18 protein-coding genes and 1 tRNA gene are annotated in these 19,508 nt (G+C 69.5%); 8 read left to right on the top strand and 11 right to left on the bottom strand.

Annotated features, from left to right (window positions below; genetic code table 11):
* The first annotated feature begins 11 nt into the window (after positions 1 to 11).
* The 5 genes from ABEA82_RS03780 to ABEA82_RS03760 all read left to right on the top strand — a co-directional run bounded on the left by ABEA82_RS03780 (position 12) and on the right by ABEA82_RS03760 (position 3,889).
* Positions 12 to 1,325: an ABC transporter substrate-binding protein gene (locus ABEA82_RS03780; RefSeq protein WP_345659892.1), complete on the top strand. Its 1,314-nt coding sequence runs from the start codon at positions 12 to 14 to the stop codon at positions 1,323 to 1,325.
* Positions 1,322 to 2,302 carry a carbohydrate ABC transporter permease gene (locus tag ABEA82_RS03775; protein WP_345659891.1) on the top strand — a complete coding sequence of 327 codons (981 nt, stop codon included), beginning with the start codon at positions 1,322 to 1,324 and terminating at the stop codon, positions 2,300 to 2,302. Before ABEA82_RS03780 ends, ABEA82_RS03775 begins: the two co-directional genes overlap by 4 nt.
* Entirely contained in the window at positions 2,299 to 3,183 is an 885-nt protein-coding gene (locus tag ABEA82_RS03770; RefSeq protein WP_345659890.1) for a carbohydrate ABC transporter permease, read from the top strand. The genes ABEA82_RS03775 and ABEA82_RS03770 overlap by 4 nt, the downstream gene beginning before the upstream one ends.
* Before the next feature lie 80 nt (positions 3,184 to 3,263).
* A complete protein-coding gene (locus tag ABEA82_RS03765) occupies positions 3,264 to 3,473 on the top strand; it encodes a type II toxin-antitoxin system VapB family antitoxin (protein WP_345659889.1) in 210 nt (69 codons plus the stop codon).
* Positions 3,470 to 3,889 carry a PIN domain nuclease gene (locus tag ABEA82_RS03760; RefSeq protein WP_345659888.1) on the top strand — a complete coding sequence of 140 codons (420 nt, stop codon included), beginning with the start codon at positions 3,470 to 3,472 and terminating at the stop codon, positions 3,887 to 3,889. The genes ABEA82_RS03765 and ABEA82_RS03760 overlap by 4 nt, the downstream gene beginning before the upstream one ends.
* 71 nt (positions 3,890 to 3,960) lie before the next feature.
* Here the strand turns inward: ABEA82_RS03760 and ABEA82_RS03755 are convergent, their stop codons facing one another.
* The 4 genes from ABEA82_RS03755 to ABEA82_RS03740 form a co-directional block, all read right to left on the bottom strand.
* Complete coding sequence (locus ABEA82_RS03755) at positions 3,961 to 5,397, bottom strand: GH1 family beta-glucosidase (RefSeq protein WP_345659887.1); 1,437 nt, start codon at positions 5,395 to 5,397, stop codon at positions 3,961 to 3,963.
* A 96-nt stretch (positions 5,398 to 5,493) separates the two neighbouring features.
* Positions 5,494 to 6,399, bottom strand: coding sequence for a carbohydrate ABC transporter permease (locus ABEA82_RS03750; RefSeq protein ID WP_345659886.1), 906 nt, complete (start codon positions 6,397 to 6,399; stop codon positions 5,494 to 5,496).
* Positions 6,400 to 6,411: 12 nt separating this feature from the next.
* A complete protein-coding gene (locus ABEA82_RS03745; protein ID WP_345659885.1) occupies positions 6,412 to 7,425 on the bottom strand; it encodes a carbohydrate ABC transporter permease in 1,014 nt (337 codons plus the stop codon).
* 5 nt (positions 7,426 to 7,430) lie between these two features.
* Positions 7,431 to 8,756 (bottom strand): ABC transporter substrate-binding protein, encoded by a 1,326-nt coding sequence (locus ABEA82_RS03740; RefSeq protein ID WP_345659884.1) that lies wholly within the window; start codon positions 8,754 to 8,756, stop codon positions 7,431 to 7,433.
* A gap of 399 nt (positions 8,757 to 9,155) precedes the next feature.
* Between ABEA82_RS03740 and ABEA82_RS03735 the strand changes: the two genes are divergently transcribed.
* A complete protein-coding gene (locus ABEA82_RS03735; protein ID WP_345659883.1) occupies positions 9,156 to 10,211 on the top strand; it encodes a LacI family DNA-binding transcriptional regulator in 1,056 nt (351 codons plus the stop codon).
* Positions 10,212 to 10,302: 91 nt separating this feature from the next.
* On the opposite strand, the gene ABEA82_RS03730 is transcribed toward ABEA82_RS03735, so the two are convergent.
* The 5 genes from ABEA82_RS03730 to ABEA82_RS03710 form a co-directional block, all read right to left on the bottom strand.
* Entirely contained in the window at positions 10,303 to 11,493 is a 1,191-nt protein-coding gene (locus ABEA82_RS03730; protein WP_345659882.1) for an MFS transporter, read from the bottom strand.
* 97 nt (positions 11,494 to 11,590) lie between these two features.
* Positions 11,591 to 11,663, bottom strand: a tRNA-His gene (locus ABEA82_RS03725).
* Positions 11,664 to 11,778: 115 nt separating this feature from the next.
* Positions 11,779 to 12,381, bottom strand: a complete 603-nt coding sequence (orn, locus tag ABEA82_RS03720) for an oligoribonuclease (RefSeq protein WP_345659881.1) — start codon at positions 12,379 to 12,381, stop codon at positions 11,779 to 11,781.
* Positions 12,382 to 12,512: 131 nt separating this feature from the next.
* Complete coding sequence (locus ABEA82_RS03715; protein ID WP_345659880.1) at positions 12,513 to 13,799, bottom strand: helix-turn-helix domain-containing protein; 1,287 nt, start codon at positions 13,797 to 13,799, stop codon at positions 12,513 to 12,515.
* A 377-nt stretch (positions 13,800 to 14,176) separates the two neighbouring features.
* Positions 14,177 to 14,509: a hypothetical protein gene (locus ABEA82_RS03710; protein ID WP_345659879.1), complete on the bottom strand. Its 333-nt coding sequence runs from the start codon at positions 14,507 to 14,509 to the stop codon at positions 14,177 to 14,179.
* Between the two features lie 317 nt (positions 14,510 to 14,826).
* Here ABEA82_RS03710 and ABEA82_RS03705 point away from each other — a divergent pair, with 317 nt between their 5' ends.
* Complete coding sequence (locus tag ABEA82_RS03705) at positions 14,827 to 15,354, top strand: universal stress protein (protein ID WP_010047889.1); 528 nt, start codon at positions 14,827 to 14,829, stop codon at positions 15,352 to 15,354.
* 163 nt (positions 15,355 to 15,517) lie between these two features.
* Here ABEA82_RS03705 and glmS read toward each other — a convergent pair whose 3' ends face one another.
* Together glmS and ABEA82_RS03695 are read right to left on the bottom strand one after the other, a co-directional pair.
* On the bottom strand, positions 15,518 to 17,335 hold the full coding sequence (gene glmS, locus ABEA82_RS03700; RefSeq protein WP_345659878.1) for a glutamine--fructose-6-phosphate transaminase (isomerizing): 1,818 nt from the start codon (positions 17,333 to 17,335) through the stop codon (positions 15,518 to 15,520).
* 13 nt (positions 17,336 to 17,348) lie between these two features.
* Positions 17,349 to 17,606 carry a hypothetical protein gene (locus ABEA82_RS03695; RefSeq protein ID WP_003990438.1) on the bottom strand — a complete coding sequence of 86 codons (258 nt, stop codon included), beginning with the start codon at positions 17,604 to 17,606 and terminating at the stop codon, positions 17,349 to 17,351.
* A gap of 186 nt (positions 17,607 to 17,792) precedes the next feature.
* Between ABEA82_RS03695 and ABEA82_RS03690 the strand changes: the two genes are divergently transcribed.
* Positions 17,793 to 19,358: a purple acid phosphatase family protein gene (locus tag ABEA82_RS03690; RefSeq protein WP_345659877.1), complete on the top strand. Its 1,566-nt coding sequence runs from the start codon at positions 17,793 to 17,795 to the stop codon at positions 19,356 to 19,358.
* Positions 19,359 to 19,508 lie beyond the last annotated feature (150 nt).

The raw sequence follows: 19,508 nt of genomic DNA, 5'->3' as shown, positions 1-19,508 counted from the left end.
AGGAGCCGATCATGCACGACCTCTCCCCCTCCGGACTGTCCCTCCACGCCCCCAGCCGCCGCACCCTCCTGCGCGGGATGGGCGGCGCGGCCCTCCTCGGCGCCGGTATACCCCTGCTGAGCGCCTGCGGCGGCAGCGGCACGGCCGCAGACCCGAAGACGGTCACGCTCGGCTCCAACTCCTCGGACGCGGTCCCGAAGAAAGCGTTCGCCGAGATCTACGCCGCCTTCACCAAGAAGTCCGGCATCAAGGTCGACGTGAACACCAAGGACCACAACACGTTCCAGGAGCAGATCAACTCCTACCTCCAGGGCACGCCCGACGACGTGTTCACCTGGTTCGCCGGCTACCGCATGCAGTTCTTCGCGGCGAAGAAGCTCGCCGCCCCGATCGACGACGTGTGGCAGAAGATCGGCGGGGACTTCCCCGACGCGATGAAGAAGCTCAGCAAGGGCGAGGACGGCAAGTACTACTTCGTGCCGCTGTACACGTACCCGTGGGCCGTCTTCTACCGCAAGAGCGTCTTCGCCCAGCACGGCTACGAGGTCCCCACCACCTGGGACGACTTCGTCGCCCTGTGCAAGCGGATGCGCAAGGACGGGCTGGTCCCGATCGCCTTCGGCGACAAGGACGCCTGGCCCGCCATGGGCACCTTCGACCAGATCAACTTCCGCACCAACGGCTACGACTTCCACGTCGAGCTGATGGCGGGCAAGGCCTCCTGGACCGACGCCAAGGTGCGCAAGGTCTTCGACCACTGGACGGAGATCCTCCCGTACCACCAGGACGGCGCGGTGGGTCGCACCTGGCAGGACGCGGCGCAGACCCTGGTGGCGAAGAAGGCCGGCATGTACGTGCTGGGCACCTTCGTCGGCCAGCAGTTCACGAACAAGGCCGACCTGGACGATCTGGACTTCTTCGCCTTCCCGGAGATCGACCCGCAGTTCGGGCAGGACACCGTCGAGGCGCCCACCGACGGCTTCATGCTCTCCAAGGCCCCGAAGAACCGCGACGGCGCCGTCAAGCTCCTGGAGTACCTGGGCACCCCCGAGGCCGAGCAGATCTACCTCAAGGCCGACTCCAGCGTGGTGGCCGCCTCCACCAAGGCCGACACCTCCTCCTACACCGCGCTCCAGAAGAAATCCTTCGAGATGATCTCCAGCGCCAAGAGCCTGACGCAGTTCATGGACCGCGACTCCCGCCCGGACTTCACCTCCACGGTGATGCAGCCCGCGCTGCAGAACTTCATCCGCAACCCCAAGAACGTCGACAGCATCCTCTCGTCGATCGAGCGCCAGAAGAAGACGATCTTCGCCTCCGCATGAGCACCGACACCACGAACTCCCCGCAGGCGGCGCCCGTCGTGCCGCCTGCGGGCACCGCATCCGTCAAGAAGCGCCCCGCGCACGGCCACGGCCGCCTGCTGACCCGCCGCGACCGCGTCACGCTCGCCCTGATGGCGGGCGTGCCGACGATCCTGCACGTCGCCCTGGTGTGGCTGACCGCGCTGGCCTCCATCGCGCTGGCCTTCACCACCTGGAACGGCATCGGCTTCGACTCCATCACGTGGGTCGGCCTGCAGAACTTCCGGGAACTGTTCACCAGCAACCCGCAGTTCTGGCCCGCCGTCGAGCACAACGTCATCTGGTTCGTCGTGCTCATCCTGCTGCCCACGCCCTTCGGCCTGTTCCTGGCCGTGCAGCTGGACAAGCGGATCCGCTTCAGCCGCGTCTACCAGACCGCGTTCTTCCTGCCGGTCGTGGTCTCGCTCGCGGTCACCGGCTTCGTCTGGCAGCTCGTCTACAACCCCGACACGGGTCTGATCAACAACCTCATCGGAGCCAACAAGCCCGGCCACTACATCGACTGGATCGGCAACCCGGACCTCAACCTGTGGGCCGTCCTGGTCGCCGCCTCCTGGCGGCACGCCGGCTACATGATGATCCTCTACCTGGCGGGGCTGAAGAGCGTCGACCCGTCCCTGCGCGAGGCCTCCGCCCTCGACGGCGCGAGCGAGTGGCAGACGTTCAAGAACGTCATCTTCCCGACCCTGCGCCCGACCAACACCGTCGTCCTGGTCGTCACGATCATCGAGGCGCTGCGCGCCTTCGACCTGGTCTTCGTCTTCAACAAGGGCGCCCAGGGCACCGAACTGCTGTCGATCCTGGTGACCAACAACATCATCGGCGAGTCCAGCCGCATCGGATACGGCTCGGCCATCGCGGTCGTGCTGCTGGTGATCTCGCTCGCCGTGATCATCCCGTACCTGATCGCGACCTTCCGGAAGGAGCGGCGCGCATGAGCCACGCCCTGGTGAGCAGGCGGCGCACGCCCGTCCGCCCCGCCCGGATCCTGCTGCACACCTTCCTCGTCGTCACGGCCCTGGCCTGGCTCGCCCCGCTGCTGTGGGCCCTGCTCGCGGCCATGCGCCCGTACGCGGAGACCAGCACCAAGGGCTACGTCTCCTGGCCCGACAAGCTGAGCCTCGACAACTTCGTCAACGCCTTCCAGCAGTCGGACATGCTGCACTACTTCGGCAACACGCTGATCATCGCCGTGCCGGCCGTGCTGCTGACGCTGCTGCTGTCCTCGATGGTCGCCTTCTACGTCAGCCGCTTCGACTTCCGGCTCAACCTGTTCCTGCTGCTGGTCTTCACGGCGGGCAACCTGCTGCCCCAGCAGGTCATCATCACCCCGCTGTACCGGCTGTACCTGCTCATCGACCTGCCCGGCATCACCATGAGCGGAAAGCTCTACGACTCCGCCCTCGGCCTGGTCCTGATCCACGTGGCGTTCCAGTCCGGCTTCTGCGCCTTCGTGCTCAGCAACTACATGCGCTCGCTGCCGCACGAGCTGACCGAGGCCGCCCTGGTCGACGGCGCCTCCGTCTGGCGCCTCTACTGGCAGATCGTGCTGCCGCTGTGCAAGCCCGCGATGGCCGCCCTCGCCACCCTCCTCTCCATCTGGATCTACAACGACTTCTTCTGGGCCATCGTCCTGATCTCCACCGGCGAGAACATGCCGATCACCTCGGCGCTGAACAACCTCTCCGGCCAGTACTTCACCGACCCCAACCTGGTCGCCGCCGGCGCCCTGCTCACCGCGATCCCGACCCTGATCGTGTACTTCGTGCTCCAGCGGCAGTTCGTCAGCGGACTGACGCTGGGCGCCAACAAGGGCTGAGTCCGGCCCCGGCATCCCGCGCGCACTGACCGTCTCGTGGATATACTGGAATATCGATCGGATATCCAGGAGGCTCCGCCATGGCCAAGACGCTGATCGACATCGACGAGGAACTGCTGGCCGAGGCGGCCATAGTGTTCGGGACCAAGACCAAGAAGGACACGGTCAACGCCGCTCTCAAGGAAGGTGTCGAGCGTAAGAACCGGGCCCTTGCGCTGGCCCGGCTCGCGGCGCGGGCGGACGCGGGCGACTTTGACATGCTGCTGGAGAAAGACACCTATCGTCGATGAGCGCGGCGACCTACCTCATTGACACCAGCGCCCTGGTCCGCATCCTGAAGCAGCCCGCCCGGGGACTCTGGGAAAAGCCCCTGACGGAAGGGGTGATCGCGCGGTGCCCGCTGACCGAGGTCGAGTTTCTGTACAGCGCCAGGAACGCCGAGGACCGGGTCGGTCTGGTCCAGGACCTGGACGCGCTGTTCGGCTGGGCCCCCCTGGACGATCGGGCGGTGACACGTGGATGGGATGTACAGCGGGAACTCACCGAGAAGGGAAAGCACCGTTCCGCCGGCGCCGTGGACCTGCTCGTCGCTGCGACCGCCGAGCTTCAGGGACTCACCCTCCTGCACTACGACAACGACTTCGAGACCATCGCCTCGGTCACCGGGCAGCCGACCCAGTGGCTCGCCGCCCCCGGCACCCTCTGACCACCCGGCAGGCCCGAGGGCGCGGCACTCCCCTAGTCGTGCCGCGCCCCCGCCCCCCCAGCCCCCGTCGGTCAGACCGCCCCCACCTCCGGCAACGCCCCCGTCCGCGCCGCCCGCCCGTACCAGCGGGCGCTCGTCTTCGGGGTGCGTTCGAGGGAGGCGTAGTCCACGTACACCGCGCCGAAGCGCTTGCCGTAGCCGTACGCCCACTCGAAGTTGTCCAGCAGGGACCACAGGAAGTAGCCGCGGACGTCCGCGCCGTCGGCGATCGCGCGGCGCACCGCCGACAGATGACCGTGGAGGTAGGCGACCCGCTCCGGGTCGTGCACCCGGCCGTCGGAGTCGATCTTGTCGTCGTAGGCCGCGCCGTTCTCGGTGATGTACAGCGGCAGGCCCGGGGCCTCGCGTGTGTAGCGCATGATCAGCTCGTGCAGGCCCGTCGGGTCGACCGTCCAGCCCATCTCGGTGCGCTCACCGGGCGTCTGGTGGAACGCCACGTCGTCCACGCCCGGCCACGGCGAGTGCTCGCTCGCCCCGTGGCCGTCCGCGCGCGGCCCCTTCCTGTTCGGGTCCGCCGCCGACACCAGGGAGGGCGTGTAGTAGTTGAGGCCGAGCGCGTCCAACGGCTGGTTGATCAGCGCCAGATCACCGTCCAGGACGTAGTCCCAGTCCGTGACACCGGCCGTCGCCACGTACAGCGACTCCGGGTAGGCGCCGTGCAGGATCGGGCCGTGGAAGACGCCGCTGGCCAGGTCGTCGATCTTCCGGGCCGCGGCCAGGTCCGCCGGGTCCTGCGAAAGCGGCCGCACCGTCGCCGAGTTGAGGGCCACCGCCACCTGGTTGCGGGCCGGCATCACCGACCGCAGCGCGGACGCGCCCAGCCCGTGCGCCAGGTTCAGATGGTGCGCGGCCCGCAGCGAGGCGGCCGGGTCCGTACGGCCGGGGGCGTGCACACCGGAGGCGTAGCCGAGGAACGCGCTGCACCACGGCTCGTTGAGCGTCATCCAGTGCTCCACCCGGTCACCGAGCGCCTCACCGACGATGCGCGCGTACTCGGCGAAGCGGTGCGCCGTGTCCCGCTCGGGCCAGCCGCCCGCGTCCTCCAGCTCCTGCGGCAGGTCCCAGTGGTAGAGCGTGACGGCCGGCTTGATGCCCTTCGACAGCAGCTCGTCGACCAGCCGGCGGTAGAAGTCCAGCCCCTTCTGGACCGCCGGGCCGCGCCCCGTCGGCTGCACCCGGGACCAGGAGACGGAGAAGCGGTAGGCGCCCAGCCCCAGCTCCGCCATCAGCGCCACGTCCTCGCGGTACCGGTGGTAGTGGTCGACAGCGATGTCACCGGTGTCGCCGCCCTCGGTCTTGCCCGGCGTACGGCTGAACGTGTCCCAGATCGACGGCGTACGGCCGTCCTCCCGCACCGCACCCTCGATCTGGTACGCGGAGGTCGCCGCGCCCCAGAGGAAGGCGGGAGGGAAGGTCACCGGGGTGGCCGGATTTTCGGAGTCAGGCATGGAAGCGCTCCCAATGGAGGTCGTGGAGACCGATGGTGGAGGGGGAGGAGGACGAGGGGCCGGAGCGGCGCTGACCCGGCCCCCGAGAACACGGGGTCAGCCCTTCACGGCACCCTGCATGATGCCGCCCACGATCTGCTTGCCGAAGATCGCGAACACCAGCAGCAGCGGCAGCGTGCCCAGCAGCGCGCCCGCCATGATCAGGGACTGGTCGGGCGTGTAACCGCGGCCCAGACCCGCGACCGCGACCTGCACGGTCGGGTTGCCCATCTGGGTCAGCACCAGGAACGGCCACATGAAGTCGTTCCAGGTCTGCACGAACGTCAGCATCCCGAGCACGGCCATCGCCGGCCGCGCCGCCGGGAACACCACGTGCCACACCACCCGCCAGCTGCTCGCCCCGTCGACCCGGGCGGCCTCGATGATCTCGTCCGGCAGCGCCTGGATCAGGTACTGCCGCATGAAGAACACACCGAACGCGCTCACCAGCGACGGGAAGATCACCGCCTGCAACTGGTCCGTCCAGTCGAGCTTGGCGACCATCATGTACAGCGGGATCACACTGAGCTGCGGCGGCACCATCATCGTGCCGATCACGATCAGCATCAGCGCGCCACGGCCCCTGAACCGCAGCTTGGCGAAGGCGAAACCGGCGATCGTCGACAGGAAGACGATGGTCAGCGCCGAAACGCCCGCCACGATCGTGGTGTTGAAGAACGCCTCACCCAGATTGGCCTCGTTCCAGGCGATCTCCAGCTTGTCGAACAGACCCGCGCCGAACCAGAACGGCGGTGGCGTCTGCGCGAGCCGCTGGTTGTCACGCGAGGCGGCGATCGCCGTCCACACCAGCGGGAACAGCGACACGATCGTGAACACGATGAGGATCGCGTACCCGAGGGGACCGGCGTGCAGCGTCCCGCCGGCCCGCGCGGACTTCGGCAGCCGGGGGCGTTTGGAGCCCTCTACGGGCTCGGTGTCCGGGGGCGTCACAGTCGTCGTCACGGCCACAACTCCTTAACTACTGGCGCGCAGCCGGCGCGAGATGACGTAGTTGACGATGCCGATGACGATCAGGATCAGGAACATCGTCCAGGCGATCGCCGAGGCCCGGCCCAGGTGCTGGGCCACCCAGCCCTGCTCGTACAGATACAGACCGAGCGTCTGGAACTGGTGCTCCGCGCCGCCGGACGCCCCCTTGTTGACGTCGAACAGCAGGGGCTCACCGAAGACCTGCGAGGCCCCGATCGTCGAGACGACGGTGGTGAAGAGGATCGTCGGGCGCAGCGCCGGCAGCGTCACATGGATGAACTGCTGCCAGCGGTTGGCGCCGTCCAGCGCCGCCGACTCGTACAGGTCCTGCGGGATCGCCTGCATCGCGGCGAGGTAGATCAGCGCGTTGTAGCCCGTCCAGCGCCAGATGATGATCGTCGAGACCGCGATCTGCGAGGGCCACTTGTCGTTCTGCCAGTCGACCGGGTTGATCCCCACCATGTCGAGCAGCCAGTTGATCATGCCGTAGTCACGGCCGAAGAGCAGCACGAACACCAGCGAGGCCGCGGCGATCGACGTCGCGTACGGCGCGAGCATCGCGACCCGGAAGAAGGTCGAGGCCCGCAGCTTGTAGTTGAGGATGTGGGCGATGCCCATCGCCATCAGCAACTGCGGAACGGTGGAGATGACGCCGATGGTCAGGGTGTTCTTCGCCGCGTTCCAGAAGAAGTCGTCGTCGAAGATCCGCGTGTAGTTGCGCAGCCCGACCCAGTTCATGTCGGTCGGCGCGGTCAGCTCCACCTGGTGCAGCGAGGCCCAGCCCGTGTAGATCAGCGGGAACAGGCCGAACGCGACGAACAGCAGGAAGAACGGGGAGACGAAGGCGTACGGGCTCCAGCGGATGTCCCGCTGCCAGCGGCGGGACAGCCGGTCCCGGCGCCGCCGCTCCTTCTCCACGGCCGCGGGGTCCCCGGGCGGGCGGCCCGGGGCCGCGCCCCCCTGCACGGGGGGCGCGGCGGTGTCATGACGGGTGGCCATACGGGTCACTGGTCCAGCTTGTTGTCGATGGACTTGATCGCCGACTCCCAGGCCTCCTTGGCCGACTTGCCCTTCGTCACCAGGATCACGCCGTTGTCCGACAGGCCCTGCATGATGATCTGGTCCTTCGGGCCGATCACCTGGACCGGGGCGGACTTGGCGGCCGCCGCGAAGATCGGGCCGATCTTCTGGTCACCGGTCATCTCGTTGGTCGCGCCGGTCACTTCGGGCATGGTGTAGGCGGACGGGGCGCTCGGGAAGCTGGCCTGCACCTTGAACAGCTTCGCCTGCTGCTCCGGAGCGGTCAGCCAGGTCACGAACTTCTGGGCCTCCTTCACGTGCTTGCCGCTCTTCGGCACGGTGAGGAAGGTGCCGCCCCAGTTGCCGCCCTTGGGCGCGGCGGCCACGGCCCACTTGCCGGCCGCGTCCGGCTTCGCGTTGCCCTTGATCGTGCCCAGCATCCACGGCGGGCAGGCGATGGCGGCGAACTTGTTGTTGGCGATCGTGGAGTTCCAGGACGGCTGGAACTGCGTCTGGGACTGGACGAGCCCCTTCTCGGCGGCCTCGGAGGTCAGGTCGAAGGCGGCCTTGACGGCCGGGTTCGTCTTGTAGATGACCTTGCCGGAGGAGTCGTAGAACTTCTCCTTCTCGCTGCCCAGGATCGCGTTGATCAGACCGCCGGGGGAGTCCATGAAGAAGGTGCCCTGGGGGGCCTTCGACTTGTAGCGCTCGCCGACGTCGACGAGCTTGGCCCAGTCACCGGCCCACAGCTTGCCGACCTCGGCCGGGTCGGTCGGCAGACCGGCCTGCTTGAAGAGGTCCGTGCGGTAACAGATCGCCATCGGGCCGACGTCGGTGCCGAGGCCGATCGTCCTGCCGTCCTTGGTGGTGGCCTGCTGCCACTTCCAGTCCAGCCACTTGCTCTTGTCCACACCCGGAGCCTTGGACATGTCCTCGAGCTTGTCGGCCTGGGTGGCCGTGACCTCGGCGATGTTGGCGACTTCGACGGCCTGGACGTCGAGCAGGCCGCTGTTGGTGGTGAGGTGGTTCAGCAGCGCCGGGTAGTAGTTCTCGTTCCGCTCGACGACGTTCTGCTCGATCTTGATCTTCGGGTTGAGCTTCTCGTACTCGTCGTAGAGGCCGGCCTCCTTGAAGCCCATGGTGCCGAAGAGCCCCACGGATATCGTCGTCTTGCCGCCGCTGTCGCCCGACGAGGAGTCGGAGCCGTCGTCCTTGCCGTCGTCGGCACAGCCGGCCAGCAGCCCGGCGCCCAGCGACGCGACGGCCGCGACGACCATCGCCTTGCGGGCGGTTCGGATGCGTGCTCGCATGTCGTCCTCCTGTTGCCCTGACGTGCCGACCCCCCGGCCAACTGCATGTTGGACCCGTTTTCACTCGCTGCGGCTCGGGCGGGGAACGTGCGGGTTGTGTATGTGTCAGGTACTGTGGGAGCGCTCCCACCGGTGATGTGTTGAAGGTTCGCGGGTCGCGGCGGGGGTGTCAAGGGACCGGACAAGGAGAGATGCGTTCAGTTATCGGGCCGTTAACTGGACCCGCGCGGGGGCCGGTTGGGGCTCGGGAGGGCGGTATCCGGCCAGTCGGAGACGCTCGTCCGGGAAGAAGCGGAGGGCCGGGGGGCGACGCCCCTCGGCGGCGGTCACTTCCCTCGGCGAGCCTGTTAAATTCCAGGCCAGTCGCAGAGTGCGGGTGCGGACGGGAAGGCGGAGCCCATGGCAAGCCACGGAGCGCGGGGCCGAAGTGGTGGCCGGCCCACCCTCGAAGAGGTGGCGGCGCGCGCGGGTGTCGGGCGCGGCACCGTCTCCCGGGTGATCAACGGTTCGCCGAGGGTCAGTGACGCGACCCGGGCGGCGGTGGAGGCGGCCGTCGCGGAGCTCGGCTACGTCCCCAACACGGCGGCCCGCGCCCTGGCCGCCAACCGTACGAACGCGATCGCGCTGGTGGTGCCCGAGCCGGAGACGAGGTTCTTCGCGGAGCCGTACTTCTCGGACATGCTCAGGGGCGTCGGGGCGGAGATCTCCGACACGGAGATGCAGCTGCTGCTGATCTTCGCGGGCAACGACCGGGAGCGGCAGCGGCTCGCCCAGTACCTGGCCGCCCACCGGGTGGACGGTGTGCTGCTGGTCTCGGTCCACGCGGACGACCCGCTGCCCGACCTGCTGGCGCAGCTGGAGATCCCCGCGGTGATCAGCGGTCCGCGCTCATCGGCGGAGACGCTGCCGTCGGTCGACTCGGACAACTACGGCGGTGCCCGCCAGGCCGTCGAGCACCTGCTGTCCGGCGGCCGCCGCCGGGTGGCCCACATCACCGGCCGCCTCGATGTCTACGGTGCCCAGCGCCGCATCGACGGCTACCGCGACGCCCTGAGGGACGCGGGTCACGGGGTGGACGAGGCGCTGATCGAGGCGGGTGACTTCTCGGAGGAGGGCGGCCGTCAGGCCATGCGGGCGCTGCTGGAGCGCCACCCCGATCTGGACGCGGTCTTCGCCGCCTCCGACGTCACCGCGGCCGGTGCCCGCCAGGCGCTGCGCGAGGCGGGGCGCCGCATTCCCGACGACGTCGCGCTCGTCGGCTACGACGATTCCGCCATCGCCCGCCACATGGACCCGCCCCTCACCAGCGTCCGCCAGCCCATCGAGGAGATGGGCCGCCGGATGATAGGCCTCCTCCTCACCGAGGTCGCCGACCGCCGCCCGCTGGCCTCCCGGGGCCTGGACCGGCGCCAGATGGTCCTGGCGACGGAACTGGTGGTGCGGTCGTCGTCGTGACGGCCCGTCATCCGGACCGGCCGGCGCTCGTCGAACGGACCGCCGGCGCCGCTCCGGGCCCACCCGGGCGGCGCCACCGATACGGGTACGGTCATGTCCTCGCCGGTACCGGACGGCGGAGCAGGTAGGCGGCCGCGACCGACACCAGCACGGCCATGCAGGCGATGAACACCAGCCCCGCGCCCTCCAGGCCGATCGGGCGGGTCAGGAGGCCCACGCCGATCACGGGGAGGGAGATGCCCGTGTAGGCCACCACGAACAGCGTCGAGATGACCTCCGCGCGCTGACCCCGGGGAGACGCCCCGGCCACCTCGGCGAGCGCGCCGCGGAACGCCAGCCCTTGTCCGACCCCGCCGACGATCGCGCTGAGCACCACCAGCGCCATGAGGTTCCACCGCAGCGCGCCCGCGAGCAGCGCCAGTCCGGCGAGGAGCCCGGCACAGCCCAGGGGGAGTGACCGCCGTGCGCCGACCGGGCCGACCGCCAGTTGCCCGGCGGTGGAGGAGAAGAAGGCCAGCGCGACGACCAGACCGCTCACCGCGTGGTTGTGCAGGTTCAGCGACCGGGCGAGGAACTCCGGGCTGACCGAGGTGAACAGCCCGAGCAGGGCGAAACCGACGAACGAGGCGGTCGCCGCGGGCGCGAACACCGCCCGCACCTGCGGGGGCAGCGCGGGGCGCTGCGGCCGTACGGTGCGCAGCGGCTGCCGCTCCCGCACGGTCTCCGCGAGGCGCAGCACGACGAGGGCGGCCCCGGCCACCAGGATCAGGTGCGTGACGAACGGCAGGTACAGCGGCCACTCGGCGTACTGCGCGAGCACTCCGGACAGCAGCGGACCGCACCCCAGGCCGCCCATGTTGGCGGCCGTCGCCACGAACGTGGCGCGGGAGGCGCCGCCCTGCGGCGCCAGCTCCATCACGTAGGCCGTGGCGGCACCGGTGAACAGCCCGGCGGACAGCCCCGACAGCAGCCGTCCCGCGAACAGCCAGTCCAGACCGGTGGCGCAGAGGAAGCAGACCGCGCTCGCCGCGGCGAAGGCCAGTCCGCACAGCAGCACCGGGCGCCGGCCCACCGCGTCCGAGGCGTTGCCGACCAGCAGCAGCACCGCGATGACCGCGAAGGCGTACACGGCGTACACCACGGTCACCGTCAGGTCGGAGAACCCGAACTTGGCCTGGTAGAGGGGATAGAGGGGAGTCGGCAGCGTGGTGCCGGCCATGCACACGGCGAACACAGCCCCGCCGAGCACACACGCCCGCCACCCGCGATGTCCACCGTCCATGGCGCCGACCGTAACCCTGCCGGTCGGCACGGCCAGGACCGGCGCGCAAAAAGCTTCAGCCGGTGACCTCTGTCGAAGCCACCGGCTGATTGCTCAGGGTGAGTGACGGGACTCGAACCCGCGGCATCCTGGACCACAACCAGGTGCTCTACCAGCTGAGCTACACCCACCATGACCGGCTTGGAGGTCAGTGACTTCCCCGACCGGCCGAGAAAAAGTGTACAGGGTCCGAAGGGGTGCTCGCGCACGCCTTTCCCGGCGCTCCCCGACGGGCCCCTGTCACGCCTACTGAGCAGGCAGAACGTGCTTCGCGGCGATCGTCTTCGCGGTGTCCGAGTCGGGGCCGGGCTGCGGGACGAAGAGGGCCTCGCGGTAGTAGCGCAGCTCGGCGATGGACTCGCGGATGTCGGCGAGCGCGCGGTGGTTGCCGTTCTTCTGCGGGCTGTTGAAGTACGCCCTCGGGTACCAGCGGCGGGCCAGCTCCTTGATCGACGACACGTCGACGATCCGGTAGTGCAGGTAGTCCTCCAGCGTCGGCATGTCGCGCAGCAGGAAGCCGCGGTCCGTGCCGACGGAGTTGCCGCACAGCGGGGCCTTGCCCGGCTCCTTGACGAACTCCCTCACATACGTCAGGACCTGGTCCTCCGCGTCCCGCAGAGTCGTTCCGTCCGGCAGCTCGGCGAGCAGCCCGGACGCGGTGTGCATCTGACGCACCACCTCCGGCATCGTCTCCAGCGCCCGGTCCGGCGGCCGGATGACGATGTCCACGCCTTCGCCGAGCACGTTCAGCTCGGAGTCGGTGACGAGGGCGGCCACCTCGATGAGCGCGTCGTCCGACAGCGAGAGGCCGGTCATCTCGCAGTCGATCCACACCATGCGATCGTTCATGTGTCTCACCTTACGGCGAGCCGCCCCGGGCTGAGCCGACGGTGCGGTGACCTCGTGGCCGGGGACCGGTTGCCCCCCCAAACAAGGAGCCGGGCCCGCGGGGGCTGCTCCCCGCGGGCCCGGTCACCCGATCACGTCGCGCTGCGCTGCCCCGGCAGGCTCGCCCGGGGCGATATGTACGCCTCCCGCCCGTTGTCGGAGGCGGCCGACGCCGACAGCGCCGGGGGCGACCCGATCGCGCTCGCCGCCGCCGTACGGCGGGACTGGATCGGGACGGGGTGCTCCGGGTGGAGGGAGCCGGGCGGCTGGCCCGGCTGACCGGGGTGGCCCGGGTGGCCGCCCGGCACGCCGGCCCCGGGTCCGCCCTGGGAGGCCTCGGTCTCCTGGGGCCGCTCGCCCTGGGGGCGCCGGGCGCGGTACGCCGCCCGGTACGCGGCCGGGGACGAGCCCAGCTGGCGGCGGAAGTGCCCGCGCAGGGCGACCGGCGACCGGAAGCCGCAGCGCCCCGCCACCTCGTCCACCGAGTAGTCCGACGTCTCCAGCAGGCGCTGCGCCTGGAGCACCCGCTGCGTGATCAGCCACTGCAGCGGGGCGCTCCCGGTGAGTGAGCGGAAGCGGCGGTCGAACGTACGACGGCTCATGTACGCGCGTGCCGCCAGCGTCTCCACGTCGAACTGTTCGTGGAGGTGCTCCAGCGCCCAGGCGACGACCTCGGCCAGCGGGTCGGCGCCGATCTCCTCCGGTAAAGACCTGTCGAGGTAGCGCTCCTGGCCGCCGGTTCGGCGCGGGGGCACGACGAGCCGCCGGGCCAGGGCGCCGGCCGCCTCGTTGCCATGGTCGGTGCGCACGATGTGCAGGCACAGGTCGATGCCCGCCGCCGTGCCGGCCGACGTCAGCACGTCGCCGTCGTCGACGAACAGCTCCCGCGGGTCGACGTGCACCGACGGGTAGCGCTTCGCCAGTGTCGGCGCGTACATCCAGTGTGTCGTCGCGGGGCGGCCGTCCAGCAGGCCGGCCGCCGCGAGGACGAAGGCGCCGGTGCACAGTCCGACGATGCGGGCGCCCTCCTCGTGGGCCCGGCGCAGCGCGTCGAGCGCCTCCTCCGGCGGCGGAGATGTGATCGAACGCCAGGCCGGTACGACGACCGTGCCCGCGCGAGAGATCGCTTCCAGGCCATGCGGGGCGCTGAGTTCCAGGCCCCCTGTGGTCCGCAGCGGGCCGTCCTCACCGCCGCACACCAGCAGTCGGTAGCGCGGCACGCCGGCGTCCTGGCGGTCGATCCCGAACACCGACAGTGGTATGGAACTCTCGAAGATGGGGCCGCCGCTGAACAGCAGCACCGCGACGATCTCCTTGCGGCGTCGCCCGGAAAGCTTCCGGGCCACGGCTTCCGGCGCGGCAGTGGAGTCGTGGCTCATACTGCTAAGCCCCCCTCGGTGGTCGCGGCTCCTCGGTTGTGTCGCTCCTGCACGTTTCCCCTCGGTCCTGCACGAGTCCCCCGCCGTAGACAGTCAAGATCGAATCTACTGTGTCCCGTCGCGCCGAGTTGGCCGGTTCGGCACTCGGCAGATTGTCGACTTGGCAACTTGGCGTGAAGCATTCGATCACGAAGCGTTGCACTCGTGGGGCGTGCAGGGAAGTGCGCCTTGTCGCGGTGGCCAATCCACGTAGGGTGCGCAGGACCCCTGAGGCCCTTTCCGTGCAGGTCGAACGGGGGTTGGGGGGTGGTGGGACACGGTGATGCACGGGTGCCGGAAGTTGGCTGAAAACCGACGTGCACGTGCACGGAAACCGGTCAGCTGACCGGTGTATCTCCTCCAGTGTGCCGTCCGCCACGATGCGACCCCGTTCCGGTGCGGTGGCGCCTGCCCCGGTGGGGTGCCCGGTCCTCGGCCGCCATGCGGGCCGCGCCGCGCTCGGACTGGCGCAGCAGCACCCGGCAGGCGCCCGTGACGGCCGCGAGTCCGAGGGCGGTGCCGGCGGCACCGGCCAGCGAGGTGCCGTAGCCGAGCAGCACGACGGGGACGAGCAGACAGCTGAAGGCCGCCCAGCGGATCACGTCCGTCGCGGTGTCCCGCGACGGCGGAATCACGCGGTCCGCCTCGGAGGCGGGGCGAGGTCCGGACATGCGTGCTCCCTGTGGCGTGGCTCACGGAGTTCAACGCTCGGCCGCGGGGCAGGTCACTGTGTGATCGGATCACCCCGGGATCACTCCCAGGGGTAAGTGAATCCTGTGCAAACCGGCTGTACAGCGCAGCAACCATTGCGTTACGGGCGTCGCCTCGTGCATGCTCCCTGGAACCCGCACGCACGGCGGGCGGGGTCTGGGCTAAGGAGGCGTGCCGCCGTACCCTTGGGGGTATGGGGTTGGGAAGACCATTCCCGGACACAGCTCCGCCGCACACTGTTGTCCCACCCATAAAGGATCACAACGCCGAGACAGCCATGGCCGGTCACGAATTCTTCGAACCCGCGGACCGCAAGCGGCCCGTCGCCGATCCCACGGCGGCCGAGCCCCTGGCGGCGGAAGAGCCACGTCATTCCTGCGACCCCGCCTTCAAGCACGGCGTGGTCGTCGGTTTTGACGGCTCCACCTCCAGTGAGCGCGCCCTGGCGTACGCGATCGGCATGGCCCATCGCTCCGGCTCGGGCCTGATCATCGTCCATGTCGCCAACCGGCTGCCGACCACGGTGTGGGCCGGCTGTGAGCCGCCCGTCTTCGTGGACGTGCCGGACCACCGGACCGAGGTGCTCGGTCTTGAGCTGGCCTGTGCGGACTATCTCGCCGAGGTCCCCTGGATCCTGGTCGAGCGGGGCGGGGACATCTGCCACGAACTCGAGGAGGTCGGCCGGGAGTACGAGGCCGACGCGATCGTCGTGGGGTCGACCCACGGCATCGTCGGGCGGATCTTCGGCTCGGTCGCCGGGCGGCTCGCCAAGCGGGCGCAGCGGCCTGTGATTGTCATTCCCTGACGCTGTGTCAGCGGCTGACGCCGCGTCAATCTCCCGGATCGCCAAGTGAGAACGGACCCCCTGTGCGTGTGTCAGCACGTGGGGGTCCGTTCTCATCGGGTGGCCTGTGCGGGTGCGTCGGGGTCGTTCGCGCAGTTCCCCGCGCCCCCTAAACGAGGGTTGGTTACTCCACCGTCACCGACTTGGCCAGGTTGCGGGGCTTGTCGATGTCCCTGCCCAGGGCCAGGGCCGTGTGGTACGCGAGGAGCTGGAGGGGGATGCCCATCAGGATGGGGTCCAGCTCGTCCTCGTTCTTCGGGACGACGATCGTCTCGTCGGCCTTCTCCTGGTGCTGGTGCGCGACCGCGAGGATCTTGCCGCTGCGGGCCTTGATCTCCTCCAGGGCGGCGCGGTTCTTCTCCAGCAGGTCGTCGTCGGGGACGATCGCGACCGTGGGGAGGGCCGGCTCGATCAGGGCCAGCGGACCGTGCTTGAGCTCGGAGGCGGGGTAGGCCTCGGCGTGGATGTACGAGACCTCCTTGAGCTTCAGGGAGGCCTCGCGGGCCACCGGGTAGCCCCGCACGCGGCCGATGAAGAGCATCGAGCGGGCCTCGGCGAACTGCAGGGCCAGCTTCTTGACGTCCTCCTCGTGCTCCATGATCTCGGCGATCTGGGCGGGCAGCTTGCGCAGGCCCTCGATGATGCGCTTGCCGTCGCGGACCGAGAGGTCGCGGGTGCGGCCGAGGTGGAGGGCGAGGAGCGCGAAGGCGACCGTGGTGTTGGTGAAGCACTTCGTGGAGACCACGCAGACCTCGGGCCCGGCGTGCACGTAGATGCCGCCGTCCGCCTCGCGGGCGATCGCCGAGCCGACGACGTTCACCACGCCCAGGACCCGCGCGCCCTTGCGCTTGAGCTCCTGCACGGCGGCCAGGACGTCGTAGGTCTCACCGGACTGGGAGACCGCGACGTAGAGGGTGTCGGGGTCGACGACCGCGTTGCGGTAGCGGAACTCCGAGGCGGGCTCGGCGTCGGCGGGGATGCGGGCCAGCTCCTCGATCATCTGGGCGCCGATCATGCCCGCGTGGTACGAGGTGCCGCAGCCGAGGATCTTCACGCGGCGGATCCGGCGGGCCTCGCGCGCGTCGAGGTTCAGTCCGCCCAGGTGCACGGTGGAGAAGCGGTCGTCGATGCGGCCGCGCAGCACGCGGTCCACGGCGTCGGCCTGCTCGTGGATCTCCTTGTGCATGTAGGTGTCGTGGCCGCCCATGTCGTACGAGGCGGCCTCCCACTCGACGGTGGTGGGCTCGGCGGTGGTGCGGGTGCCCTCCGTCGTGTACGTGCGGAAGTCGTCGGCCTTCAGGGTGGCCATCTCGCCGTCGTCGAGGGTGACGATCTGGCGGGTGTGGGCGACCAGAGCGGCTATGTCCGAGGCGACGAACATCTCCTTCTCGCCGATGCCGAGGACGACCGGGGAGCCGTTGCGGGCGACGACGATCCGGTCGGGGAAGTCGGCGTGCATGACGGCGATGCCGTACGTGCCCTCGATGAGCCGGAGGGTCTCGCGGACCTTGTCCTCCAGCTTGGTCGCCTGCGAGCGGGCGATGAGGTGGGTGAGGACCTCGGTGTCGGTCTCGGAGAGGAACTCGACGCCGTCCGCCTCCAGCTTGCGGCGCAGGTCGGCGGCGTTGTCGATGATGCCGTTGTGGACGACGGCGACCTTGCCCTCGGCGTCCAGGTGCGGGTGCGCGTTCACGTCCGAGGGAGCGCCGTGGGTGGCCCAGCGGGTGTGGGCGATGCCGGTCGTGCCCTTGAAGCGGGCCGGGACCTTGGCCTCCAGGTCGCGCACGCGGCCCTTGGCCTTGACCATCTTCAGGCCGGACGCCTTCGGGGACGTGACGACGATGCCCGCGGAGTCGTAGCCGCGGTACTCCAGGCGCTGGAGGCCCTCCAGCAGGAGGGGGGCGACGTCACGCTTCCCGATGTAACCGACGATTCCGCACATGTACAGGTATTCCTCAGCCGTAGACGATGCGCCGCAGCTGCCGGAGCGAGAGCTCCGGCGGCGCCACCGCGCGATATTTCAGGTCCGCCTCGATCCGCTCGAAGATCGCCGCGTTCACCAGGCCCTGGGCCTGGAGCTCGCGGTGGCGGCGACGGACGTATTCCTCGGTCGTCTCGTCGAACCAGGCGAGCACGTCCTGGATCACCCGCAGTGCCTCGCCCCGGTTGAGGGGCGTGGACCGCGTCAGGTGATCAACGAGTTCGTCGTGCACTCGCTAGATCCTGAGGCACCGGCGGTACTTTCGCAAGAATCCTGCCCGGTTTCGGGCAGATGCCTGATGGGATCTTTTGGGGGAACGTTGAACCTGTCATGAGCGCTTGTTCGTGAAGCGTCCACCGCGCGTCCCGTGTCCCGTTGCCCGAGGCGTCGATTTTTGGACGCCATGGACCTTCCTCGTATGGGCGTACCCGAGCGGCTCGCCGAGCGCATGAGTATGGCCGAGCAGCACGAGTACCTGCGCGCCAGATTCTCCCGGCGCACGATGATCAGAGGCGGTGCCGTCACGCTCGGCGCCGTCGCGGGTGGCGCGTTCGTACCCGGCGCCACCGCCCAGGCGGCCGTTCCCACGGCACGCACCGCTCCCGCGACCGAGGCCGTCGACGGTGCCTTCGTCGCACCCTTCGGCCGCCACCTCGCCTACGGTGCCGACCCGCGCACGGAGATGACGGTCTCCTGGCAGGTCCCGGTCGCCGTCAAGAAGCCGTTCATCCGGATCGGCGCCCACCCCACGGACCTCTCCCGGAAGATCGACGCCGAGGTCCGCACCCTCTTCACCCCGGCCGGGGTCGGCGCGAGCGGCGACCACACCCAGTACTACCTCCATGCCCGGCTGACCCACCTGCGACCGGGCCGGACCTACTACTACGGCGTCGGCCACCAGGGCTTCGACCCCGCCGAGCCGCACCTGCTGGGCACCCTCGGCACCTTCACCACCGCTCCCGCGCACAAGGCGCCGTTCACCTTCACGGCCTTCGGCGACCAGGGCGTCAGCTACCACGGCCTCGCCAACAACAGCCTGCTGCTCGGCCAGAACCCGGCCTTCCACCTGCACGCCGGCGACATCGCCTACGGCGACCCGACCGGCCAGGGCAAGACCTCCGACACCGGCTTCGACTCGCGCACCTGGGACCAGTTCCTGGCCCAGACCGAGACGGTCGCCAAGTCCGTCCCGTGGATGGTGTCGTACGGCAACCACGACATGGAGGCCTGGTACTCGCCGGGCGGCTACGGCGGCGAGGAGGCCCGCTTCACGCTCCCCGGCAACGGGCCGGACACGAAGCACCTGCCGGGCGTCTACTCCTTCGTCCACGGCAACACCGCGGTCATCTCGCTCGACCCCAACGACGTGTCCTTCGAGATCCCGGCCAACCTCGGCATCTCGGGCGGCACGCAGACCACGTGGTTCGAGGCGCAGCTGAAGAAGTACCGGGCCGCGCGGGACATCGACTTCGTCGTGGTGTTCTTCCACCACTGCGCCTACTGCACCTCCACGGCGCACGCCTCGGAGGGGGGTGTGCGCCAGGAGTGGGTGCCGCTGTTCGAGAAGTACCAGGTGGACCTCGTCATCAACGGCCACAACCACCAGTACGAGCGCACCGACGTCATCAAGGGCGACAAGGTCGCCAAGAAGCTGCCGATCGGCGGCACGGCGTACCCCGAGACCGAGGGCGTGGTGTACGTGACGGCGGGTGCGGCCGGCCGCAGCCTGTACGCGTTCAGCGCGCCCGACTCCTACGAGGGGCACGAGCACGAGGTCGACTCCGTGGCCTCCTTCGTCAACCTCAAGGACGGCAAGCAGAACGAGACCGTCGCGTGGTCGCGCGTGCGCTACCTGAACTACTCGTTCCTGCGCGTGGACGTCACCCCGGCCCCGCGAGGCCGTTACGCCACGCTGAAGGTGCGGGGCATCGCGGAGACCGGCGAGCGGATCGACCACTTCACGGTGGCGCGCCGCGCCAAGTAGGCCCGTGCGGCCCGGGCCGGGCCTTGGCGTCCGGCCCGGGCCGCAGCGGATCTCCGCCACGGGGGTGGATTGTTCGCCGCCTCTCGCGAGAGAGTGGTCCAGACCTCTTGGAGCTCTACGGCTCATGGAAGGGACACGCTTGTGAGAGAC

The organism is Streptomyces venetus (assembly GCF_039540295.1).
GTDB classification, from domain to species: Bacteria; Actinomycetota; Actinomycetes; order Streptomycetales; family Streptomycetaceae; genus Streptomyces; species Streptomyces venetus.
This window is presented reverse-complemented; position numbering and strand designations above follow the sequence as displayed.